This is a genomic window from Mesorhizobium sp. M6A.T.Ce.TU.002.03.1.1, from assembly GCF_003997275.1.
Classification (GTDB): Bacteria; Pseudomonadota; Alphaproteobacteria; order Rhizobiales; family Rhizobiaceae; genus Mesorhizobium; species Mesorhizobium mediterraneum.
Map to the genome: position 1 here is coordinate 1 of NZ_RZTI01000129.1, position 17,738 is coordinate 17,738.

Sequence of the window (17,738 nt, forward strand, 5' to 3'; positions counted from 1 at the left end):
CGGTGTGGTCGCGCGTCATCACCGGCTCGATGACGGTCGTGACGCCGGGCGTGTTCAGCCGGGCGAGCAGCACCGCCGACTTCACCTGCGCCGAGGCCATCGGCACGCGGTAGGTGATGGGCGCTGCGTGCTTGGGCCCGTGCAGCGTGATCGGCATGCGGTCGCCGGGCGTCGCCTTCAGCACCTGCACGCCCATCTGGCGCAGCGGCTCGAGCACGCGGCCCATCGGCCGGCCGGACAGCGAAGCGTCGCCGATGAAGGTCGTTTCCATGTCGTAGGTGCCGACCAGGCCCATGGTGAGGCGCGAGCCGGTGCCGGCATTGCCGAAATCGAGCGGACCTTCCGGTTGCAGCAGCGCGCCGTTGCCGGTGCCGCGGATCACCCACTCAGTGCCGTGCTTTTCTATATGCGCGCCCATCGCCTTCATCGCCGCGCCGGTGCGCATCACATCCTCGCCTTCCAGCAGGCCGGTGATGCGGGTCTCGCCGGAGGCGAGGCCGCCGAACATGAACGAGCGGTGCGAGATCGACTTGTCGCCGGGCACCCGCGCCGTGCCTGAAAGCGCTGACGATTTGCGAGCGGTGGCCGGTTTCGGGGCGGCAGTGTGCGACATGGGGTTTTCCCTGGATCAAACGCCGGCAGCCGGCCTTTTCTTTTGGTTTGGGCGGTCTCGTATCACGGCGGACCGAAATGGTCATCCCCTTGCAACAGGTCTCTCAACACCGGGATTTATGACGTTGGCTTTAGGCTTTGACAGCGCCGTAAACTCTGGTTATGGGGACCAAACTTTCATCGACGAGGCTTGCTGTGGCAAAACCCGAACTTGGCACCAAACGCATCGACCCCGAAACGGGTCAAAAATTCTACGACCTGAACAAGGATCCGGTCGTCTCGCCCTATACCGGCAAGAGCTATCCACGTTCCTATTTCGAGGAAGGCAAGGTCGCCCCCATCGAGGAGGAAGAGGAAGTTGCCGAGAAGGAAGCGGACGCCGAGGAGGAAGAGGGTGTCGAGGTCGTCTCCCTCGAAGAGGCGGACGAGGATGCGAAAGCCGACGATCTGCCCGATCTCGGCGATGACGAGGACGATGTGGATCTCGGCGATGACGACGACGATACTTTCCTCGCCGACGAAGAGGAAGAAGACGACGATGTCGCCGACATGATCGGCGTCGGCGACGACGACGACGAAGTCTGATCCGGCCTCTGACGCGAGCGCCCGCCGACTTTCGCGGCGTCTTAAGAAAAAGCCGCTCTTGAAGGCTTGATATTGACGGAAGGCGGGGTTAGAAGCCGCCTGCACTAACGGCGCGGTCTCAACCCGCGCCGGATCTCTTCGCCGGCAACGGCGCCGGTAGACTGCCGGAAGTGGGGCCATAGCTCAGTTGGGAGAGCGCTTGAATGGCATTCAAGAGGTCGTCGGTTCGATTCCGATTGGCTCCACCAGTCTTCTCCTACGGAAATCAGTCTCTTTAGGCCTGCCTATCACTGGCAGGCCTCACAAAACCGGTCGGTCCTCCTGTTCGCTGGATTTCTGCTAGCCGACACCTTGCGGTGACATCCGCCGCAGGGTCCCTAGCGGTCGCCTGAAGCGAAAACCCCGGCAACCACCGGGGTTTTCAGCACACTATTTGCTAATAATACCAATCCCAGACCCAAACCCGCCTGCGACGGCACCGGACGCGCCGATAGCCATTCCGCCAGTAGCGACGGCAGACCCTTCTCCAAGCGCGCCGCCTGCGCCGCCGCCTGCGGTGCCACCGCCGATGGCGGACCGGCTCTGCTTGAGTATCTTCGTCCTCGAAGGTTTCTATATCCGGCGCGTCGAGTTCATCGAGAATGCCGCTTCTGGCGTCCGGTACACCGGCTATTGCGTCGATAGGCCGAACTGCGCTCACAAGGGCTGCTGCCCCAGCAAGGCCAAACATTCCTGTCAAAAATGATCGCCGATCCATGGAAACCTCCAATCTTCTAGGCAGCGAGACAAGGTTCGCAATTGGAAGATAGCGCAGTGGATACAAAAACCAAAGTCAGCCCTATTAATGGTATTTAAAGAAGCTTAACGGGTCGGCTCCGCGAACATATGGCGGTCCCTCTGAATTCGAAGAGATGACTGCGTCAATTATTGCCGTGCCGCATTGCACAATCGCGCGGCGTGCGCAAAATACGGCATGATCCGAAAATCCCTCACCGTCCTGGTGATCGATGAAAACCACATCCGCGCCTCCATTATCGAGGCGGGATTGCGGGAGGCCGGGCATGAGCAGGTCACGGTCGTTCACGATGTTGCGGGAATAGCGCGGCGCATCGCCGAGATCGAGCCGGACGTAATCGTCATCGATCTCGAAAATCCGAACCGCGACATGCTTGAAAACATGTTCCAGCTTTCGCGCGTGGTGAAGCGGCCGATCGCCATGTTCGTCGACCGGTCGGATCAGGCTTCGATCGAGGCCGCGGTGGAAGCGGGGGTCTCCGCCTATGTCGTCGACGGGCTGCGCCAGGAGCGCGTCAAGCCGATCCTCGACATGGCGATCAGTCGCTTCAACGCCTTCTCGCGGATGGCGCGCGAGCTGGAAGAAGCCCGCAGTGAATTGGAGGACCGCAAGGTCATCGACCGCGCCAAGGGCATCCTGATGAGGTCGCGCGGCCTGTCGGAGGACGCAGCCTATGCGCTTCTGCGTAAGACCGCGATGAACCAGAACCGCAAAATCAGCGAAATCGCGCAGAGTCTGGTGACGGCCGCAGGCCTTCTGGATCCCGGAGAGAGTTGAGCATGGCGGCCGAACACCAGATCAATGCCGGTTTCATACCGCTGTTCGACAGCGCGGTTCTTGTTGCAGCGAGAGAGATCGGCTTTGCCGCGCGCGAAGGCGTCGATCTGACGCTCAGCCGCGAGACGTCCTGGGCCAACATCCGCGACCGCATCGCGATCGGGCATTTCGATCTGGCGCATATGCTGGGACCGATGCCGATCGCCTGCAATCTGGGGCTCACCCCGCTCGCCTCCGACACGATCGTGCCGTTCTCGCTGGGACTGGGCGGCAACTGCGTGACGGTTTCGAACACGCTCTGGGCGGGCATGGTCGCGCATGGTGCGTTGCCCGATCTCGATCCGGCGCGAGCCGGCAAGGCCTTGGGGGTGCTGATCCGTGAGCGGGCAAATGCCGGTCGCGACCCGCTGCGCTTTGCGGTCGTGCATCCGCACTCGGGACACAATTACGAACTGCGCTACTGGCTCGCGGCCTGTGGCATCGATCCGTCGCGCGAAATAGAAATCGTCATCGTGCCGCCGCCCTTCATGGCCGACGCGCTCGCCGCCGGCAGGATCGACGGCTACTGCGTCGGCGAACCCTGGAACAGCGCCTCGGTCGTTGCCGGCACCGGCCATATCGTCACCGTCAAGGCGCTGCTGTGGCGCAACAGCCCGGAAAAGGTGGTCGGCGTGCGCAAGGCGTGGGCGGAGCAGAATCCGGATGCGCTGGCGGCGCTGCTGCGCGCGCTGCATCATTCGGCCCGCTGGTGCCAGGATCCGGCAAACCGCGGCGAACTGGCCGTCCTGATGGCGCAGCCTTCCGTTCTCGGTCTTTCGCCGGCGCTGCAGATGCCGATCCTGACCGGACATGTAGCGCTGGGCGGTGGCGCGGAACTGGCCGTTGAGGACTTCTTTCTTCCTTTCGGCAAGGCAGCGAATTTTCCATGGAAGAGCCACGCGCTGTGGTTCTATACGCAGATGGTGCGCTGGGGGCATGTCGCGCACACGCCGGAAAACCTCGCTATTGCCCGCGACTGCTACCGCCCCGATCTTTACCGGTCGGCGCTGAAGCCGCTCGGCGTCGCACTTCCCGGCGCCAATTCTAAGGTCGAGGGCGCGCTGGCGTCTGCCACACCCGTCGGCTCCGCCGGCGCTAGTCTGGTTCTCGGCCCCGATGGTTTCTTCGATGGCCAGATATTCGATCCCGACGAGATCGACGCCTACATTGCTGAGCAGAAATTGGCGCGCGCCGAAGCCTGATCATTTTCGCGCCATTCTTGTGCATTGCACAAAAATTATGCGTGCAACGGCGCTAATGAACAATCTTTGGCTTGCTCGCCCAGCGGGCCAGCGCGCCGACGGTTGTGGCATACCGTTGATCTCATTGATGTTTGTCATCCATTCCGAAACTGGCACGGTTCCTGCTTTGCAATAGGCAGACTCTTCTCGGGGTCACGGAACAGGCGTCCAATGGCGGGCGCTACAGGCAAAGCTGCCGCTCAGGTCAACACGCGATCCCGGATGGACGGACGCGCGCGGCCTGGCCGGCGGCTTTTTTTGTTTTGACCGAACACGCAATCGACGGCGCTGATCCCAAGCAGTGCCCAACGGGAGACGACGATGACGAAACGCATCAAGACTGAAGCCCCTCTCGAGGGCATGACCCGCCGCAATTTTCTGATGGCAAGTGCTGCCACCGCGGCAACGCTGGCGGCGGCGCGCGCGCTGCTGCCGTCCGGCGCCTATGCGGCGACGGCAGCTCCGGAAGTCACCGGCGCCAAGCTCGGCTTTATCGCGCTGACCGATGCAGCGCCGCTGATGATCGCCAAGGAGAAGGGCCTGTTCGAAAAATTCGGCATGCCCGATGTCGAGGTGCTCAAGCAGGCCTCCTGGGGCGCGACGCGTGACAATCTGATGCTCGGCGGCGAAGCCAACGGCATCGACGGCGCCCATATTCTGACGCCGATGCCTTACCTGATGCACACCGGCAAGGTGACGCAGAACAACCAGCCGATGCCGATGGCGCTCGTGGCGCGGCTGAACTACGACTGCCAGGCCATTTCCGTCGCGCAGGAGTATGCCGGCACCGGCGTCGGCCTCGATGCCTCCAAGCTGAAGGACGCCTTCGCCGCCAAAAAGGCCGAAGGCAAGGAGGTGAAGGCCGCCATGACCTTCCCGGGCGGCACCCATGATCTCTGGTTGCGCTACTGGCTGGCCGCCGGCGGCATCGATCCCGACAAGGATGTCTCGACCATCGTCGTGCCGCCGCCGCAGATGGTCGCCAACATGAAGGTCGGCAACATGGACGTGTTCTGCGTCGGCGAGCCATGGAACGAGCAGCTCGTCCACCAGGGCGTCGGCTTCACCGCGGCCACAACAGGCGAGCTCTGGAAAGGCCATCCGGAAAAGGCGCTCGGTTTGCGCGCCGCCTTCATCGACAAGAACCCGAACGCCACCAAGGCGATCCTGATGGCCGTCATGGAAGCCCAGCAATGGTGCGAAGCCATGGAAAACAAGGACGAGATGGCGGCCATCATCGGCAAGCGGCAATGGATGAACGTGCCGACCGCCGACATCATCGGGCGCCTCAAGGGCGACATCAACTACGGCAATGGCCGCGTTGCCACCGGCACCGACCTCTACATGAAGTTCTGGAAGGGTGGCGTGTCCTACCCTTTCAAGAGCCACGACAGCTGGTTCCTCGCCGAGAACATCCGCTGGGGCAAATTCGCGGCGACCACCGACATCAAGGCGCTGGTCGATCAGGTCAACCGCGAAGATCTGTGGCGCGAGGCGGCCAAGGACCTCGGCGTCGCGGCGGCCGATATCCCGGCCTCTTCGTCGCGCGGCGTGGAGACCTTCTTCGACGGCAAGATCTTCGATCCGGCCAACCCGTCCGCCTATCTCGACAGCCTCAAGATCAAGGCATCGGCCTGACGTCGACGGCAAGCGGCGCCGTTGGCGCCGCCTGTCACTCCACGTTCTCAAGGAGCTTTTTGCGAAATGTCTATCCAAACCATCGAGGACAGCAAGGTGAAGGCGTTCCCCACGCCTGCCAAGCCCGCAGAGGTTATAGCTTTCACCGCCAAGGTGAGGCGCCGCTTCGATCCCGCCGCGATCGCTGGCAAACTGGCGAGCACGCTGGTGCCGCCGGCAGTCGTTATCGCCGTCATGCTGGTCATCTGGCAGATCGCCTGCTCGTCGCCCAATGCCAGCTTGCCGCCACCGAGCCAGGTCTGGAACGAGGCCTACGATCTGATCGCCCATCCGTTCTTCGACTATGGTCCGCAGGATATCGGACTGGCCTGGCGAGTGCTGATCTCGCTGCAGCGCGTCGCCATCGGCTTCGGCCTGGCTGCAATCGTCGGCGTCGCGCTCGGCGCTCTGGTCGGCCAGTCGATCTGGGCGATGCGCGGCCTGGACCCTGTGTTCCAGATTCTGCGCACCGTGCCGCCGCTCGCCTGGCTGCCGCTGTCACTGGCCGCCTTCCGCGATTCCAGCCCGTCGGCAATCTTCGTCATCTTCATCACCTCGATCTGGCCGGTGATCATCAACACCGCCGTCGGCGTCCGCAACATTCCAGAGGATTACCGCAACGTCTCCCGAATCCTCAGGCTCAACCAGCTCGAATTCTTCGTGAAGATAATGTTGCCGGCCGCGGCACCTTACATCTTCACCGGCCTGCGCATCGGCATCGGCCTGTCCTGGCTTGCCATCGTCGCGGCCGAAATGCTGACAGGCGGCGTCGGTATCGGCTTCTTCATCTGGGATGCCTGGAATTCGTCGCGGCTGCCCGACATCATCGTCGCGCTCGCCTATATCGGCGTCACCGGTTTTTGCCTCGACCGCCTGGTCGCGGCGGTCGGCGCCTTCGTCACCCGCGGCACAACGGCAAAGTGAGGAGAGAGCGATGACGGCCTACCTGAAACTCGACCATATCGACAAATCCTTCGCCCGCGGCGGCCAGGTCAGCGAGGTGCTGAAGGACATTCGGCTGACCATAGACAAGGGCGAATTCGTCTCGATCATCGGCCATTCCGGCTGTGGCAAGTCGACCTTGCTCAACCTGATCGCCGGGTTGACGAGAGTGTCCGCCGGCGCGGTCCTGCTCGAAGACAAGGAGGTCGACAGCCCCGGTCCCGAGCGCGCCGTGGTGTTCCAGAACCACAGCCTGCTGCCGTGGCTCACCGTCTACGAAAACATCAACCTGGCGGTGTCGAAGGTGTTCGGCAGCACCAGGACCCGGGCCGAGCGGCATGACTGGATCATGCGCAATCTCGACCTCGTGCAGATGGCGCATGCCAGGGACAAGCGTCCGGCTGAGATTTCGGGCGGCATGAAGCAGCGCGTCGGCATCGCCCGCGCGCTGGCCATGGAGCCGAAGATCCTGCTGCTCGATGAGCCGTTCGGCGCGCTCGACGCGCTGACACGCGCCCATCTGCAGGACGCAGTGATGGATATCCATTCCCGGCTTGGCTCGACGACGATCATGATCACCCATGACGTCGACGAGGCGGTGCTGTTGTCCGACCGCATTGTCATGATGACCAACGGCCCGGCGGCAACCATCGGCGAGGTGCTTCCCGTGCCGCTCGCCCGGCCGCGCCGGCGCATCGAGCTTTCCTCCGACCGGACCTTCCTGCGCTGCCGCGAGGCGGTGCTGAAGTTCCTCTACGAACGCCACCGCTTCGTCGAAGCCGCGGAATAAGGCCATGACCGAAAAACGCGTCATCATCGACAATTGGCAATCTGCATCGGCAATGGGCAATCTATCGCATTGCACAAATATTATGCTGCTGCGCAAGGCATTCTGACTAATCTTTGATCCGATGCTGGGCTTGGTCAAAAATCGCTCGGCTGCGGTTCACATTGATTTCATTCGGTAATCTAGAGCGCTGTCGAATTGGCACGCTTCCTGCTTTTTAGAATGTAGGTCCGCAAGGGCCAAGTGACACGGCGTCCAATGGCGGGCGCCACAGGCAAAGCTGCCGCTCAGGTCATACGCGATCCCGGATAGACGGACGCGCGAAGACCTGGCCGGCGGCTTTTTTGTTTTTACGCGATCGACGGCGCTGGTCCCAAGCGGCGCCCAACCGGAGACGACGATGACGAAACGGATCGGAACTGGCGCGTCCCTCGCGGACTTCACGCGCCGCGATTTTCTGGCCAGCAGCGCGCTGACGGCGGCGCTGTTCACCGCCGCGCTCCTGCTGTTTCCCGTCGGCGCAAAGACGGAAAGCAAAGACCCGACCGTGGCGAGCCCGGTCTCGTTGCACGCGCCGATGCCGCGCCGCTGATCATTCACCCACAAACATCCGCGGTGCCTCCCACGCCGCAAGCCGGAGCCAGACATTGACCGCAAATCTCCCAGCCGCGCCCAGCCAGGACAGTGCTCCCCAGCAGGCGCTTGTGATGTCCACCATCGCCTTCACCGTCTGCTTCGCGGTGTGGACGATCTTTTCAATCATCGGCGTGCGTATAAAGCAGGACCTTGGGTTGAACGAGACGGAGTTCGGCCTGCTGGTCGGCACGCCGATCCTCACCGGTTCGCTCGTGCGCATGGTGCTCGGTGTCTGGACCGACCGTTTTGGCGGACGGCTGGTATACACCGCGACCATGCTTGCGGCGGCGGTCGCTACCTTCCTGCTCGCTTTTGCGCACACCTACGGACAGATGCTGGTCGCCGCGCTAGGCGTTGGGCTCGCCGGCGGTTCCTTCGCCGTCGGTGTCGCCTATGTCTCGCGTTTCTTTCCGGCCGGCAGGCAGGGCACGGCGCTTGGCATTTTCGGTGTCGGCAATGTCGGCGCCGCAGTCACCAAGTTCCTGGCACCGTTCGTGCTTCTCTCCTGGGGCTGGCAGTCGGTCGCGCTAATCTGGGCGGCAGCACTCGTCGTCATGGCCGCCGTCTTCTGGTTCACGACCGGCGACGATCCGGTCATCCGCGAGCGCCGTGCCTGCAAGGCAGCGCCCGCGAGAAGCTTCTTGCAGGAATTCGCGCCGCTCAAGAATCTGCAGGTCTGGCGCTTCGCCTTCTATTATTTCTTCGCCTTCGGTGCATTCGTCGCGCTGTCGCTGTGGCTGCCCCGCTACCTGATCGGCGTCTACGGCTTCGGGCTTGCGACCGCCGGCATGATCGGCGCGGCCTATTCAATTCCGGCAAGTATTTTCCGCGCCTATGGTGGCGTGCTTTCCGACCGGATCGGCGCCCGCACCGTGCTCTACTGGACCTTCGCTGTCAGTGCCGGCGCGACTCTCGTTCTGTCTCTCCCCTCGGCAGACTACGTCGTGCATGGCATCAGCGGGCCGATCGCCTTCCATTTCGAGATCGGCCCGCTCACCTTCATAGCCGTTGCCTGCGTGCTCGGCTTCTTCATGAGCCTTGGCAAGGCCGCCGTCTACAAGCACATCCCGGCTTACTACCCGCAGAGTGTCGGCGCGGTCGGCGGCGTTGTCGGCATGATTGGCGGGCTCGGCGGCTTTATCCTGCCAATCGCCTTCGGCGCGCTCAACGACCTCACCGGCGTCTGGTCGAGCTGCTTCATGCTGCTCTTCGTCATCGTCGCCACCTGCTTTGCCTGGATGCATTTTTCCATCCGGCGGATGGAGCGCACGGCGTCTGCCGAAGCTTCAGGCCTTTCCTACGCGGCTGAGTGAGACCGGAGTGGATCAGGATATGACCGAAAAACTCGTCATCATCGGCAACGGCATGGCCCCCGGGCGCATGCTGGAGCATCTCCTGGAAAAGGCGCCTGGGCGCTACCAGGTCACCATCTTCAACGCCGAGCCGCGCGTGAACTACGACCGCATCATGCTGTCGCCGGTTCTGTCGGGCGAGAAGGCCTATGAGGAGATCATCATCCATGGCGACGGCTGGTACATCAAGCACGGCATCACCCTCTACAAGGGCCACAAGATCGTCGCCATCGACCGGCAGGCAAAGACAGTCACCTCCGATCATGGCGTGACCGAGCCCTACGACAAGCTGGTCATCGCCACCGGCTCGGTGCCGTTTATCATCCCGGTGCCCGGCCACGATCTGCCGGGCGTGCTCACCTATCGCGATCTGGACGACGTCCGGGCCATGATGCTTGCCGCCCAGTCGCGGGCCAAGGCTGTGGTCATTGGCGGCGGCCTGCTCGGGCTGGAGGCCGCGGCCGGCCTCAACGCGCAAGGCATGGACGTCACCGTGCTGCACGTCATGCCGACGCTGATGGAGCGCCAGCTCGATCCCGCCGCCGGCTATCTCCTGCAATGCGCGGTTGAAGAACGCGGCATCAAGGTCATCACCAAGGCCAACACCCAGGCGATCACGGGCAACGGCAAGGTCGAGCAGGTGGAACTTGCCGACGGAACCATCATCCCGGCGACGCTGGTGGTCATGGCGGTCGGCATCCGGCCGAACGCCGCAATCGCCAAGGAAGCAGGCATCGCCGTCAATCGCGGCATCGTCGTCGATGCCGGCATGCGCAGCAACGATCCCGACATCTATGCGCTCGGTGAGTGCGCCGAGGTCAGTGGCCAGGTCTATGGGCTGGTGGCGCCGCTTTACGAAATGGCGCGCGTCGCGGCCAGCCAGCTTGCCGGCGACGAGAAGGCGGCCTTCGTCCATTCGGACACGCCGACCAAGCTCAAGGTCACCGGCATCGAGCTGTTCTCGCTCGGCGATTTCGCCGAGGGCGACGACCGCCAGGAAATCGTGCTGCGCGATGCTTCGGCCGGTGTCTACAAGCGGCTGGTGCTTAGGGATGACCGCATCATCGGCACCGTGCTCTATGGCGAGACGGCCGACGGCGCCTGGTTCAACGACCTCAAGAAGAAGCAGACCGACATATCGGAAATGCGTGACACGCTTATCTTCGGCCAGTCATACCAAGGAGGCGCCTCCCTGGACCCTATGGCGGCCGTTGCAGCCTTGCCGGATGATGCGGAAATCTGCGGCTGCAACGGCGTTTGCAAGGGAAAGATCACCGGCGCGATCACGGCCAAGGGCCTGACCTCGCTCGACGACGTGCGTGCCCACACCAAGGCGTCCGCTTCCTGCGGCTCCTGCACCGGGCTGGTCGAAAAGTTGATGGTGCTGACCATCGGCGACAAGTACAATCCGGCGGCTGTGCAGCCGATGTGCGGCTGCACCACGCTCGGCCACGACGAAGTCCGCCGCCTGATCAAGGCCAAGGGCCTGAAAACCATCCCCGCCGTCATGCAGGAGCTGGAATGGACCACTTCCTGCGGCTGCGCCAAATGCCGGCCGGCGCTCAACTACTATCTGGTCTGCGACTGGCCGGACGAGTATGCCGACGACTACCAGTCGCGCTTCATCAACGAGCGCGTCCACGCCAACATCCAGAAGGACGGCACCTATTCGGTGGTGCCGCGCATGTGGGGCGGCGTCACCAATGCCGCCGAACTGCGCGCCATCGCCGACGTCGTCGACAAGTTCGAGATCCCGATGGTCAAGGTCACCGGCGGACAGCGCATTGACATGCTCGGCATCCGCAAGGAAGACCTGCCCGCGGTGTGGGCCGATCTCGGCCAGGCTGGCTTCGTCTCCGGCCACGCCTATGCCAAAGGGTTGCGCACGGTGAAGACCTGCGTTGGTTCGGACTGGTGCCGCTTCGGCACGCAGGATTCGACGGGGTTCGGTGTCCGCATCGAGAAATTCATGTGGGGCTCGTGGACGCCCGCCAAGGTCAAGATGGCGGTCTCGGGCTGCCCGAGGAACTGCGCGGAAGCAACCTGCAAGGATGTCGGCGTGATCTGCGTCGATTCAGGCTACGAGATCCATTTCGCCGGGGCCGCCGGCCTCGACATCAAGGGCACAGAGGTGCTCGGCCTGGTCAAGACCGAGGACGAGGCGCTGGAGCATATCGTGGCGCTGACGCAGATGTATCGCGAGCAGGGCCGCTATCTCGAGCGCATCTACAAATGGGCCAAGCGCATCGGCATCGCCGAGATCAAGCGCCAGATCATGGACGATGGCGAGAAGCGCAAGGCGTATTTCGACCGCTTCGTCTTTTCGCAGAAATTCGCGCAGGTCGATCCGTGGTCGGAACGCGTCTCCGGCAAGGACAAGCACGAGTTCCGGCCGATGGCTTCGGTCGGCTTCGCGCAGGCGGCGGAGTGATCATGATGAACTGGATATCAATCGGCTCGATATCAGACATTCCGCGCCGCGGCGCGCGCTGCGTCGCCACGCCTCAAGGTAAGATCGCGGTCTTCCGCACGGCAGAGGACCAGGTCTTCGCCATCGAAGATCATTGCCCGCACAAGGGCGGGCCGCTCAGCCAAGGCATCGTCCATGGCGCGGCGGTGACCTGTCCCTTGCACAATTGGGTGATTTCGCTGGAGACCGGCAAGGCGCTCGGCGCCGACGAAGGTGCGGTGCGCACTATTCCGGTGCGGATCGACGGCGAGCGTCTGTTCATTGCGCTAGAAGCGCTGGCCAGTCGCGCGGCCTGAGCATGAAGATCGACGAAGCGCGCGAGGTGAGGACCACCTGCCCCTATTGCGGGGTAGGCTGCGGCGTGCTGGCGAAGGTCGCTGCGGACGGTGAGGTGACCGTCCGCGGCGACCCCGACCATCCGGCCAATTTCGGCCGGCTCTGTTCCAAGGGCTCGGCGCTGGCCGAGACGATCGACCTCGACGGCAGGCTGCTCTATCCGGAGATCCACGGTCGCCGCACCGGTTGGGACGAAGCGCTCGACCTCGTCGCCTCGACCTTCTCGCAAACCGTTGCCGAGCACGGCCCCGATTCGGTCGCCTTCTACGTTTCCGGCCAGTTGTTGACCGAAGACTATTATGTCGCCAACAAGCTGATGAAAGGCTTCATCGGCTCGGCCAATATCGACACCAACTCGCGCCTGTGCATGGCCTCGTCGGTTGCCGGCCACCGCCGCGCCTTCGGCTCTGACACGGTGCCGGGCAGCTACGAGGATCTGGAGCTTGCCGACCTGATCGTGCTGGTCGGCTCCAATCTCGCCTGGTGCCATCCGGTGCTCTACCAGCGCATCGCCGCCGCCCGGGAAAAACGGCCCGAGATGAAAGTGGTGCTGATCGACCCGCGCCGCACCATGACATCGGATCTCGCCGACATGCATCTGGCGATCGCGCCGGATGGCGATGTCGCGCTGTTCACAGGGCTGCTCGCCTATCTCGGCCAGCATAACGCGCTCGACCGCACCTATATCACGGCGCACACGACCGGCTTCGGGCAAGCCCTTTTCGCCGCCTCGGCGCTCGACCTTGCCGGTATCGCCGCTGCCACGGGCTTGAGCGAGGACGAGCTTGGCCGCTTCTACAGCCTGTTTGCCGCGACTGACAAGACGGTGACCGTCTACAGCCAGGGCGTGAACCAGTCGTCCTCGGGCACCGACAAGGTCAACGCCATTATCAACTGTCATCTCGCCACCGGCCGCATCGGCAAGCCCGGCGCCGGGCCGTTTTCGGTGACCGGTCAGCCCAACGCCATGGGCGGTCGCGAGGTTGGCGGCATGGCCAACATGCTGGCTGCCCATATGGAGATCGAAAACCCCGAACATCGCGACCGCGTGCAGCGCTTCTGGGACGCGCCGACTGTGGCCGAAAAACCCGGCTTGAAGGCGGTCGAGATGTTTCAGGCTGTGGCCGACGGGCGCATCAAGGCGCTGTGGATCATGGCGACCAACCCGGTCGATTCGATGCCGGATGCCGATGCCGTCGAGGCGGCGATCAAGGCTTGCCCGTTTGTCGTGGTGTCGGATGTGCTGGCCAAGACCGACACGGTCCGCCACGCCCATGTCCGCCTGCCCGCCGCAGCATGGGGCGAGAAGGACGGCACCGTCACCAATTCTGAGCGCCGCATCTCGCGCCAGCGCGCCTTTTTGGCCACGCCCGGCCAGGCAAAAGCCGACTGGTGGATCGTCGCCGAAGTGGCCAAGCGGATGGGTTTTGGCGAAGCGTTTTCGCATGCGTCGCCAGGGGAGATTTTTGCTGAGCACGCCGCGCTGTCGGCATTCGAGAATGACGGCGCGCGCGATTTCGATATAGGCGCGTACGCCGGGACCGATGGAGAAGACTACGACGCGCTGGTGCCTTTCCAATGGCCAGCGCCGAGCCCAGGCACCCCCCTCTGGCCTGCCGGCCATCTCCCCCTCAAGGGGGGAGATCAGCCTGCTGCTCGGCTTTCGCCAGTCTCCAAGGTTGATGAGTGGGCGCAGCCGGCAAAACCGCCAATCTCCCCCCTTGAGGGGGAGATGGCCGGCAGGCCAGAGGGGGGTGTTCAAGCTGGACGTAGCTCACCCAGCACCCGCTTCTTCGCCAATGGCGGCTACTACACATCCGACCGCAAAGCGAAGTTCATCGCCGTCCGCCCGACAGCGCAAACCCGCACCAGCCCGGAGTATCCACTAATCCTCAACACCGGCCGCGTCCGCGACCACTGGCACACCATGACGCGGACTGGCAAGAGCCAGCGCCTGTCCCAGCACATGGCCGAGCCCTTCGTCGAAATCCACCCGGCGGATGCGCAGCACTTCGGCATCGGCGATGCCGACATCGTGCGCGTCTCGACTGCGCATGGCGAGGTGCTGGTTCGCGCGCTGGTGACAGCGCGGCAGCGGCCAGGCTCGGTCTTCGTGCCGATGCACTGGACGGACCAGTTCTCAGCGCGCGCTCGCGTCGATGCGCTGGTGGCGCCCATCACCGATGCTATTTCAGGCCAGCCGGCTTCGAAGAATGTTGCTGCCCGCGCGGAACGCTTCGCTGCTGCCGCCTTCGGCTTCGCCGTGTTTGCCGAACGGCCGGCCTCGATCGACGCTGATTATTGGAGCCTCGCCCGCTGCGCCGCCGGCTGGCGCCTCGAGCTTGCGCTGGAAGCCGGCCGGGACTGGCCGGCTTTCGCAGGCTCGCTTTTCGGGACGGACGCGCAAGGCGAGACGCTCGCCTATCATGACGTCACCGGCGGGAACTATCGCTTTGCCCGCTTCGCCGGCAGCCGGCTGGCTGGCGCGCTCTATCTTGCGCCCAAGCCGGTCGCGGTGTCGCGCAGCTGGGCGGTGGAGCAGTTGAGCGCGGACCATGCCGATCGGCGCGGGCGGCTGGCGATCGTCGCCGGGCGGCCGGGCGGCAATCGCGCCGACCGGGGCGCCATCGTATGCTCCTGCTTCGGAGTTGGCGCCAATCAGATCGCGGAAGCGGTGCGCGGCGGCTGCAGCAGCGTCGAAGCGATCGGCGCCACCCTGAATGCCGGCACCAATTGCGGCTCCTGCCGCGCCGAGATCAGGACCATCATCGAGGCGCGACGCCTTCAAGCGGCGGAGTGATTGCGTCGAGGAACTCTGTCACGCCGGGCCTCGACGCTTACCAGCAATTTACAAACCATGGGCTACGAACGTCCTTATTCGATTCGTTCCGAACAGGACCCTCATGAGCAAAGCCCTCACTTCATTCGCATTGGTCGCCATATTGACGGCTTTGCTAATGGCGCTCAGCCTGGCAGTGGCCCAGCATGGCTATCCCTATGGTGCGATCGGCGCAAAACGCCTGGACGACGTCGCCGATGCCGGGACGTTTATCCCGCTTGCATCGGTCTATTTCTTCAGCGCGCTGCTGATGATGATCCTGCCGATCAGGGCCGCCAGCGTCGTCCTGACGAACGCCGCGGATGCGATCTTCTGGACAGTCGTCGTGTTGTTCGCAGCCATCATTGGCTGCCTCGCCGCCAGATGGGCTTTCGATCGAAGCAATATCCTGCCTGCGCTGCTGAACTGGCGCTTTCTGTTTGTCGCAGCAGTCGTCGGCTGCCATCTCTTCATGAACGAGCTGCGCCGCAACATCCTGCTGAGAAGTCTGTTCTTTGTCGTCTTCGCCGCAGCGACGCTGGCCTGCCTGTTCTGGTCGTTCACCATCTGAGAAACCCGTGCAGGCGTTGGCTTGACGGCTCAGTTCTTGTCGACCGGCTTCGAACGCATCCGCGACACCGTCTCGCGTTCGGCCCGCTTCGAACGCATCGGCGGCAGGCCGCGGTCGATCAGATCCATGTCTTCCAGCACCATGTCGCCCATGCGCTTGAAGGCGATGTCGAGCGCGCCGGCCCGGTGGGCGGAGCGCAGGAAGCCGGGCAGCGTGCGCACGGGATGATCCTGCGCCAGCGGCTCTTCCGGAAACACGTCGCTGGCGGCGACGATATGACCGCTGCGAACGGCCTCCATCAGCGCCGGAAAATCGACCACGCCGGCACGGCTGAGCAGGATGAAGGCGGCTCCTTTGCGCATTCTGGCAAACGCTTCAGCGCCGAGAAAACCCTGGTTTTCGCTGGTCACCGAAGCGACGACGAAAACGAAATCGCTGGTCGACAGAACCGCGTCGAGTGTAGCCGGCTCGACGCCGTTCTCGATGAGGATCGACGGCGGCAGCCACGGATCGAAGACTTTTGTTCGCATGCGAAAGCCCGACAGCAGCCGGTTGAGCGCACGGCCGAGATCGCCGAAGCCGATGATGCCGACATCCGCGCCGGACAGAAGCCGCGCCGTCCGGTTGCCGTCGCCGCCCCAAAGTTCCTTGCCCTGCCGGAAGGCGAGATCGGCGTCGACGATGTCGCGGGCGAGGTTGAGCGCCAAGGCAAGGCCGAGCTCGGCAACGGGTTCGGCGAACACCAGGCCGGTGGTGACGACATGGATGCCGCGCGTAAACAGCGTCTCATACGGCATGTTGTTGATGAGGTTGCTTTCGACATTGAAGACGCAGCGCAGCGCCGTCATTCTTTCCAGCGTCTCCGGCGCGATCGGCGGCTGGCCGACAATGTAGCGCGCCTCGGCGAGCACGTCGGCCGGCAGGGCCGCGACGCCTTCGGGCGACGTTTCGACGATACGATATTTGGCACGGAATCTCGCCAGTGCCTCGGGTGTGAAAATCAGGTCGAGCGTGCGTGGCTCGGGCGCGCTGATCACCAGCGGCAACGCGCTGTCGGACATGGCAGTTCCTCCCGGCGCGATCCGCGTCGCACCACACTAGAATCAAATTTTGCCGCCGCGACACCTAAGCAGGCTTGCGGGGCTTCGCCATGCTTCGCCTGCATAGGTTTTTGTTTGTCGCAGGTTTTTATCGGAAAACCGTGGGACACTTTTCCGAAACCTGCTTAGCACATGCCTGTCGAGGAGGAGAACTTTGCCGTCGGCGGCCTTGCAGTGTGGCGGCCGGTAGTCCAGATAGACGGCAATCGAAGGACGACAAGGAAGACAGCGACATGATCCCGATTCGTAAGAACCTCATCGATGGCGAGTGGGTAGGCGATGCCGGCTCCCGCAACATCAACCCGTCCAATCTCGACGACGTGGTCGGCGAATATGCGTCGGGGGGCGCCGAGCAGGCCCGGCAGGCCATCGCGGCGGCGAAAGCGGCATTTCCGGCATGGTCGCGATCGGGTCTGCTGGCACGCCATGCGGTGCTGAGGAAGGCGTCGGACGAGATCACCGCGCGCAAAGATGAAATAGGCCGGGCGCTGGCGCGCGAAGAAGGCAAGACGCTGGTCGAGGGCGTTGGCGAGACCGTGCGCGCCGCCCAGATCTTCGATTTCTTTGCAGGTGAGGCGCTGCGCCTGTCGGGCGAGCAGGTTCCAAGCGTGCGGCCGGGCGTCGGTGTCGAGATCACGCGGGAGGCGGTCGGCGTCGTCGGCATCATCACGCCGTGGAATTTCCCGATCGCTATCCCGGCGTGGAAGATCGCACCAGCCCTGGCCTACGGCAACACCATCGTCTTCAAGCCGGCCGAGCTGGTTCCGGAGAGCGCCTGGACCATCGTCGACATCCTGCATCGCGCCGGCCTGCCGAAGGGTGTGCTCAATCTCGTCATGGGCAAGGGTTCGGTGGTCGGCCAGGCCATGCTCGACAGCCCTGACCTCAATGCCATCACTTTTACCGGCTCGGTCGGCACCGGCAAGCGCGTCGCTGCCGCCAGCGTCGAGCACATGCGCAAGTTCCAGCTCGAAATGGGTGGCAAGAACCCGCTTGTCG

The 17,738-nt window shown here is 63.6% G+C and carries 14 protein-coding genes, 1 tRNA gene and 1 pseudogene; 14 read left to right on the forward strand and 2 right to left on the reverse strand.

Translation table 11 applies throughout. The annotated features are described in order from the left end of the window. Positions 1–613 (reverse strand): annotated as a pseudogene (locus EOC93_RS27225) (3-phosphoshikimate 1-carboxyvinyltransferase); the annotation flags it as partial. Positions 614–807: 194 nt separating this feature from the next. On the opposite strand from EOC93_RS27225, the gene EOC93_RS27230 reads away from it, so the two are divergent. The 13 genes from EOC93_RS27230 to EOC93_RS27295 all read left to right on the forward strand — a co-directional run bounded on the left by EOC93_RS27230 (position 808) and on the right by EOC93_RS27295 (position 15,639). Then, on the forward strand, positions 808–1,197 hold the full coding sequence (locus tag EOC93_RS27230) for a TIGR02300 family protein (protein ID WP_095485047.1): 390 nt from the start codon (positions 808–810) through the stop codon (positions 1,195–1,197). A 172-nt stretch (positions 1,198–1,369) separates the two neighbouring features. Continuing rightward, a tRNA-Ala gene (locus tag EOC93_RS27235) sits at positions 1,370–1,445 on the forward strand. A 725-nt stretch (positions 1,446–2,170) separates the two neighbouring features. Then, positions 2,171–2,770 carry an ANTAR domain-containing response regulator gene (locus EOC93_RS27245; protein ID WP_095484340.1) on the forward strand — a complete coding sequence of 200 codons (600 nt, stop codon included), beginning with the start codon at positions 2,171–2,173 and terminating at the stop codon, positions 2,768–2,770. A gap of 2 nt (positions 2,771–2,772) precedes the next feature. After that, on the forward strand, positions 2,773–4,011 hold the full coding sequence (locus tag EOC93_RS27250) for a CmpA/NrtA family ABC transporter substrate-binding protein (protein WP_164759293.1): 1,239 nt from the start codon (positions 2,773–2,775) through the stop codon (positions 4,009–4,011). 360 nt (positions 4,012–4,371) lie between these two features. After that, complete coding sequence (locus EOC93_RS27255; protein WP_127206170.1) at positions 4,372–5,688, forward strand: CmpA/NrtA family ABC transporter substrate-binding protein; 1,317 nt, start codon at positions 4,372–4,374, stop codon at positions 5,686–5,688. Between the two features lie 66 nt (positions 5,689–5,754). Beyond that, positions 5,755–6,651 carry a nitrate ABC transporter permease gene (gene ntrB / locus EOC93_RS27260; RefSeq protein WP_127206171.1) on the forward strand — a complete coding sequence of 299 codons (897 nt, stop codon included), beginning with the start codon at positions 5,755–5,757 and terminating at the stop codon, positions 6,649–6,651. 10 nt (positions 6,652–6,661) lie between these two features. Then, positions 6,662–7,459, forward strand: a complete 798-nt coding sequence (locus EOC93_RS27265; protein WP_095484335.1) for an ABC transporter ATP-binding protein — start codon at positions 6,662–6,664, stop codon at positions 7,457–7,459. A 397-nt stretch (positions 7,460–7,856) separates the two neighbouring features. Next, on the forward strand, positions 7,857–8,048 hold the full coding sequence (locus EOC93_RS27270) for a hypothetical protein (protein WP_126103905.1): 192 nt from the start codon (positions 7,857–7,859) through the stop codon (positions 8,046–8,048). 55 nt (positions 8,049–8,103) lie between these two features. Further along, positions 8,104–9,405, forward strand: a complete 1,302-nt coding sequence (locus EOC93_RS27275; RefSeq protein WP_095484332.1) for a nitrate/nitrite transporter — start codon at positions 8,104–8,106, stop codon at positions 9,403–9,405. Between the two features lie 19 nt (positions 9,406–9,424). Next, positions 9,425–11,875 (forward strand): nitrite reductase large subunit NirB, encoded by a 2,451-nt coding sequence (gene nirB, locus EOC93_RS27280; protein ID WP_127206172.1) that lies wholly within the window; start codon positions 9,425–9,427, stop codon positions 11,873–11,875. A 5-nt stretch (positions 11,876–11,880) separates the two neighbouring features. Continuing rightward, positions 11,881–12,210, forward strand: coding sequence for a nitrite reductase small subunit NirD (nirD, locus tag EOC93_RS27285; RefSeq protein ID WP_095485045.1), 330 nt, complete (start codon positions 11,881–11,883; stop codon positions 12,208–12,210). A 2-nt stretch (positions 12,211–12,212) separates the two neighbouring features. After that, complete coding sequence (locus EOC93_RS27290) at positions 12,213–15,050, forward strand: nitrate reductase (RefSeq protein WP_127206173.1); 2,838 nt, start codon at positions 12,213–12,215, stop codon at positions 15,048–15,050. 103 nt (positions 15,051–15,153) lie between these two features. Further along, positions 15,154–15,639, forward strand: a complete 486-nt coding sequence (locus EOC93_RS27295) for a hypothetical protein (protein ID WP_095484329.1) — start codon at positions 15,154–15,156, stop codon at positions 15,637–15,639. 29 nt (positions 15,640–15,668) lie between these two features. Here the strand turns inward: EOC93_RS27295 and EOC93_RS27300 are convergent, their stop codons facing one another. After that, positions 15,669–16,700 carry a hydroxyacid dehydrogenase gene (locus EOC93_RS27300; protein WP_127206174.1) on the reverse strand — a complete coding sequence of 344 codons (1,032 nt, stop codon included), beginning with the start codon at positions 16,698–16,700 and terminating at the stop codon, positions 15,669–15,671. 272 nt (positions 16,701–16,972) lie between these two features. Here EOC93_RS27300 and EOC93_RS27305 point away from each other — a divergent pair. Next, positions 16,973–17,738, forward strand: a 766-nt coding sequence (locus tag EOC93_RS27305) for an aldehyde dehydrogenase family protein (protein ID WP_127206175.1), incomplete at its 3' end; no start/stop codon positions are given.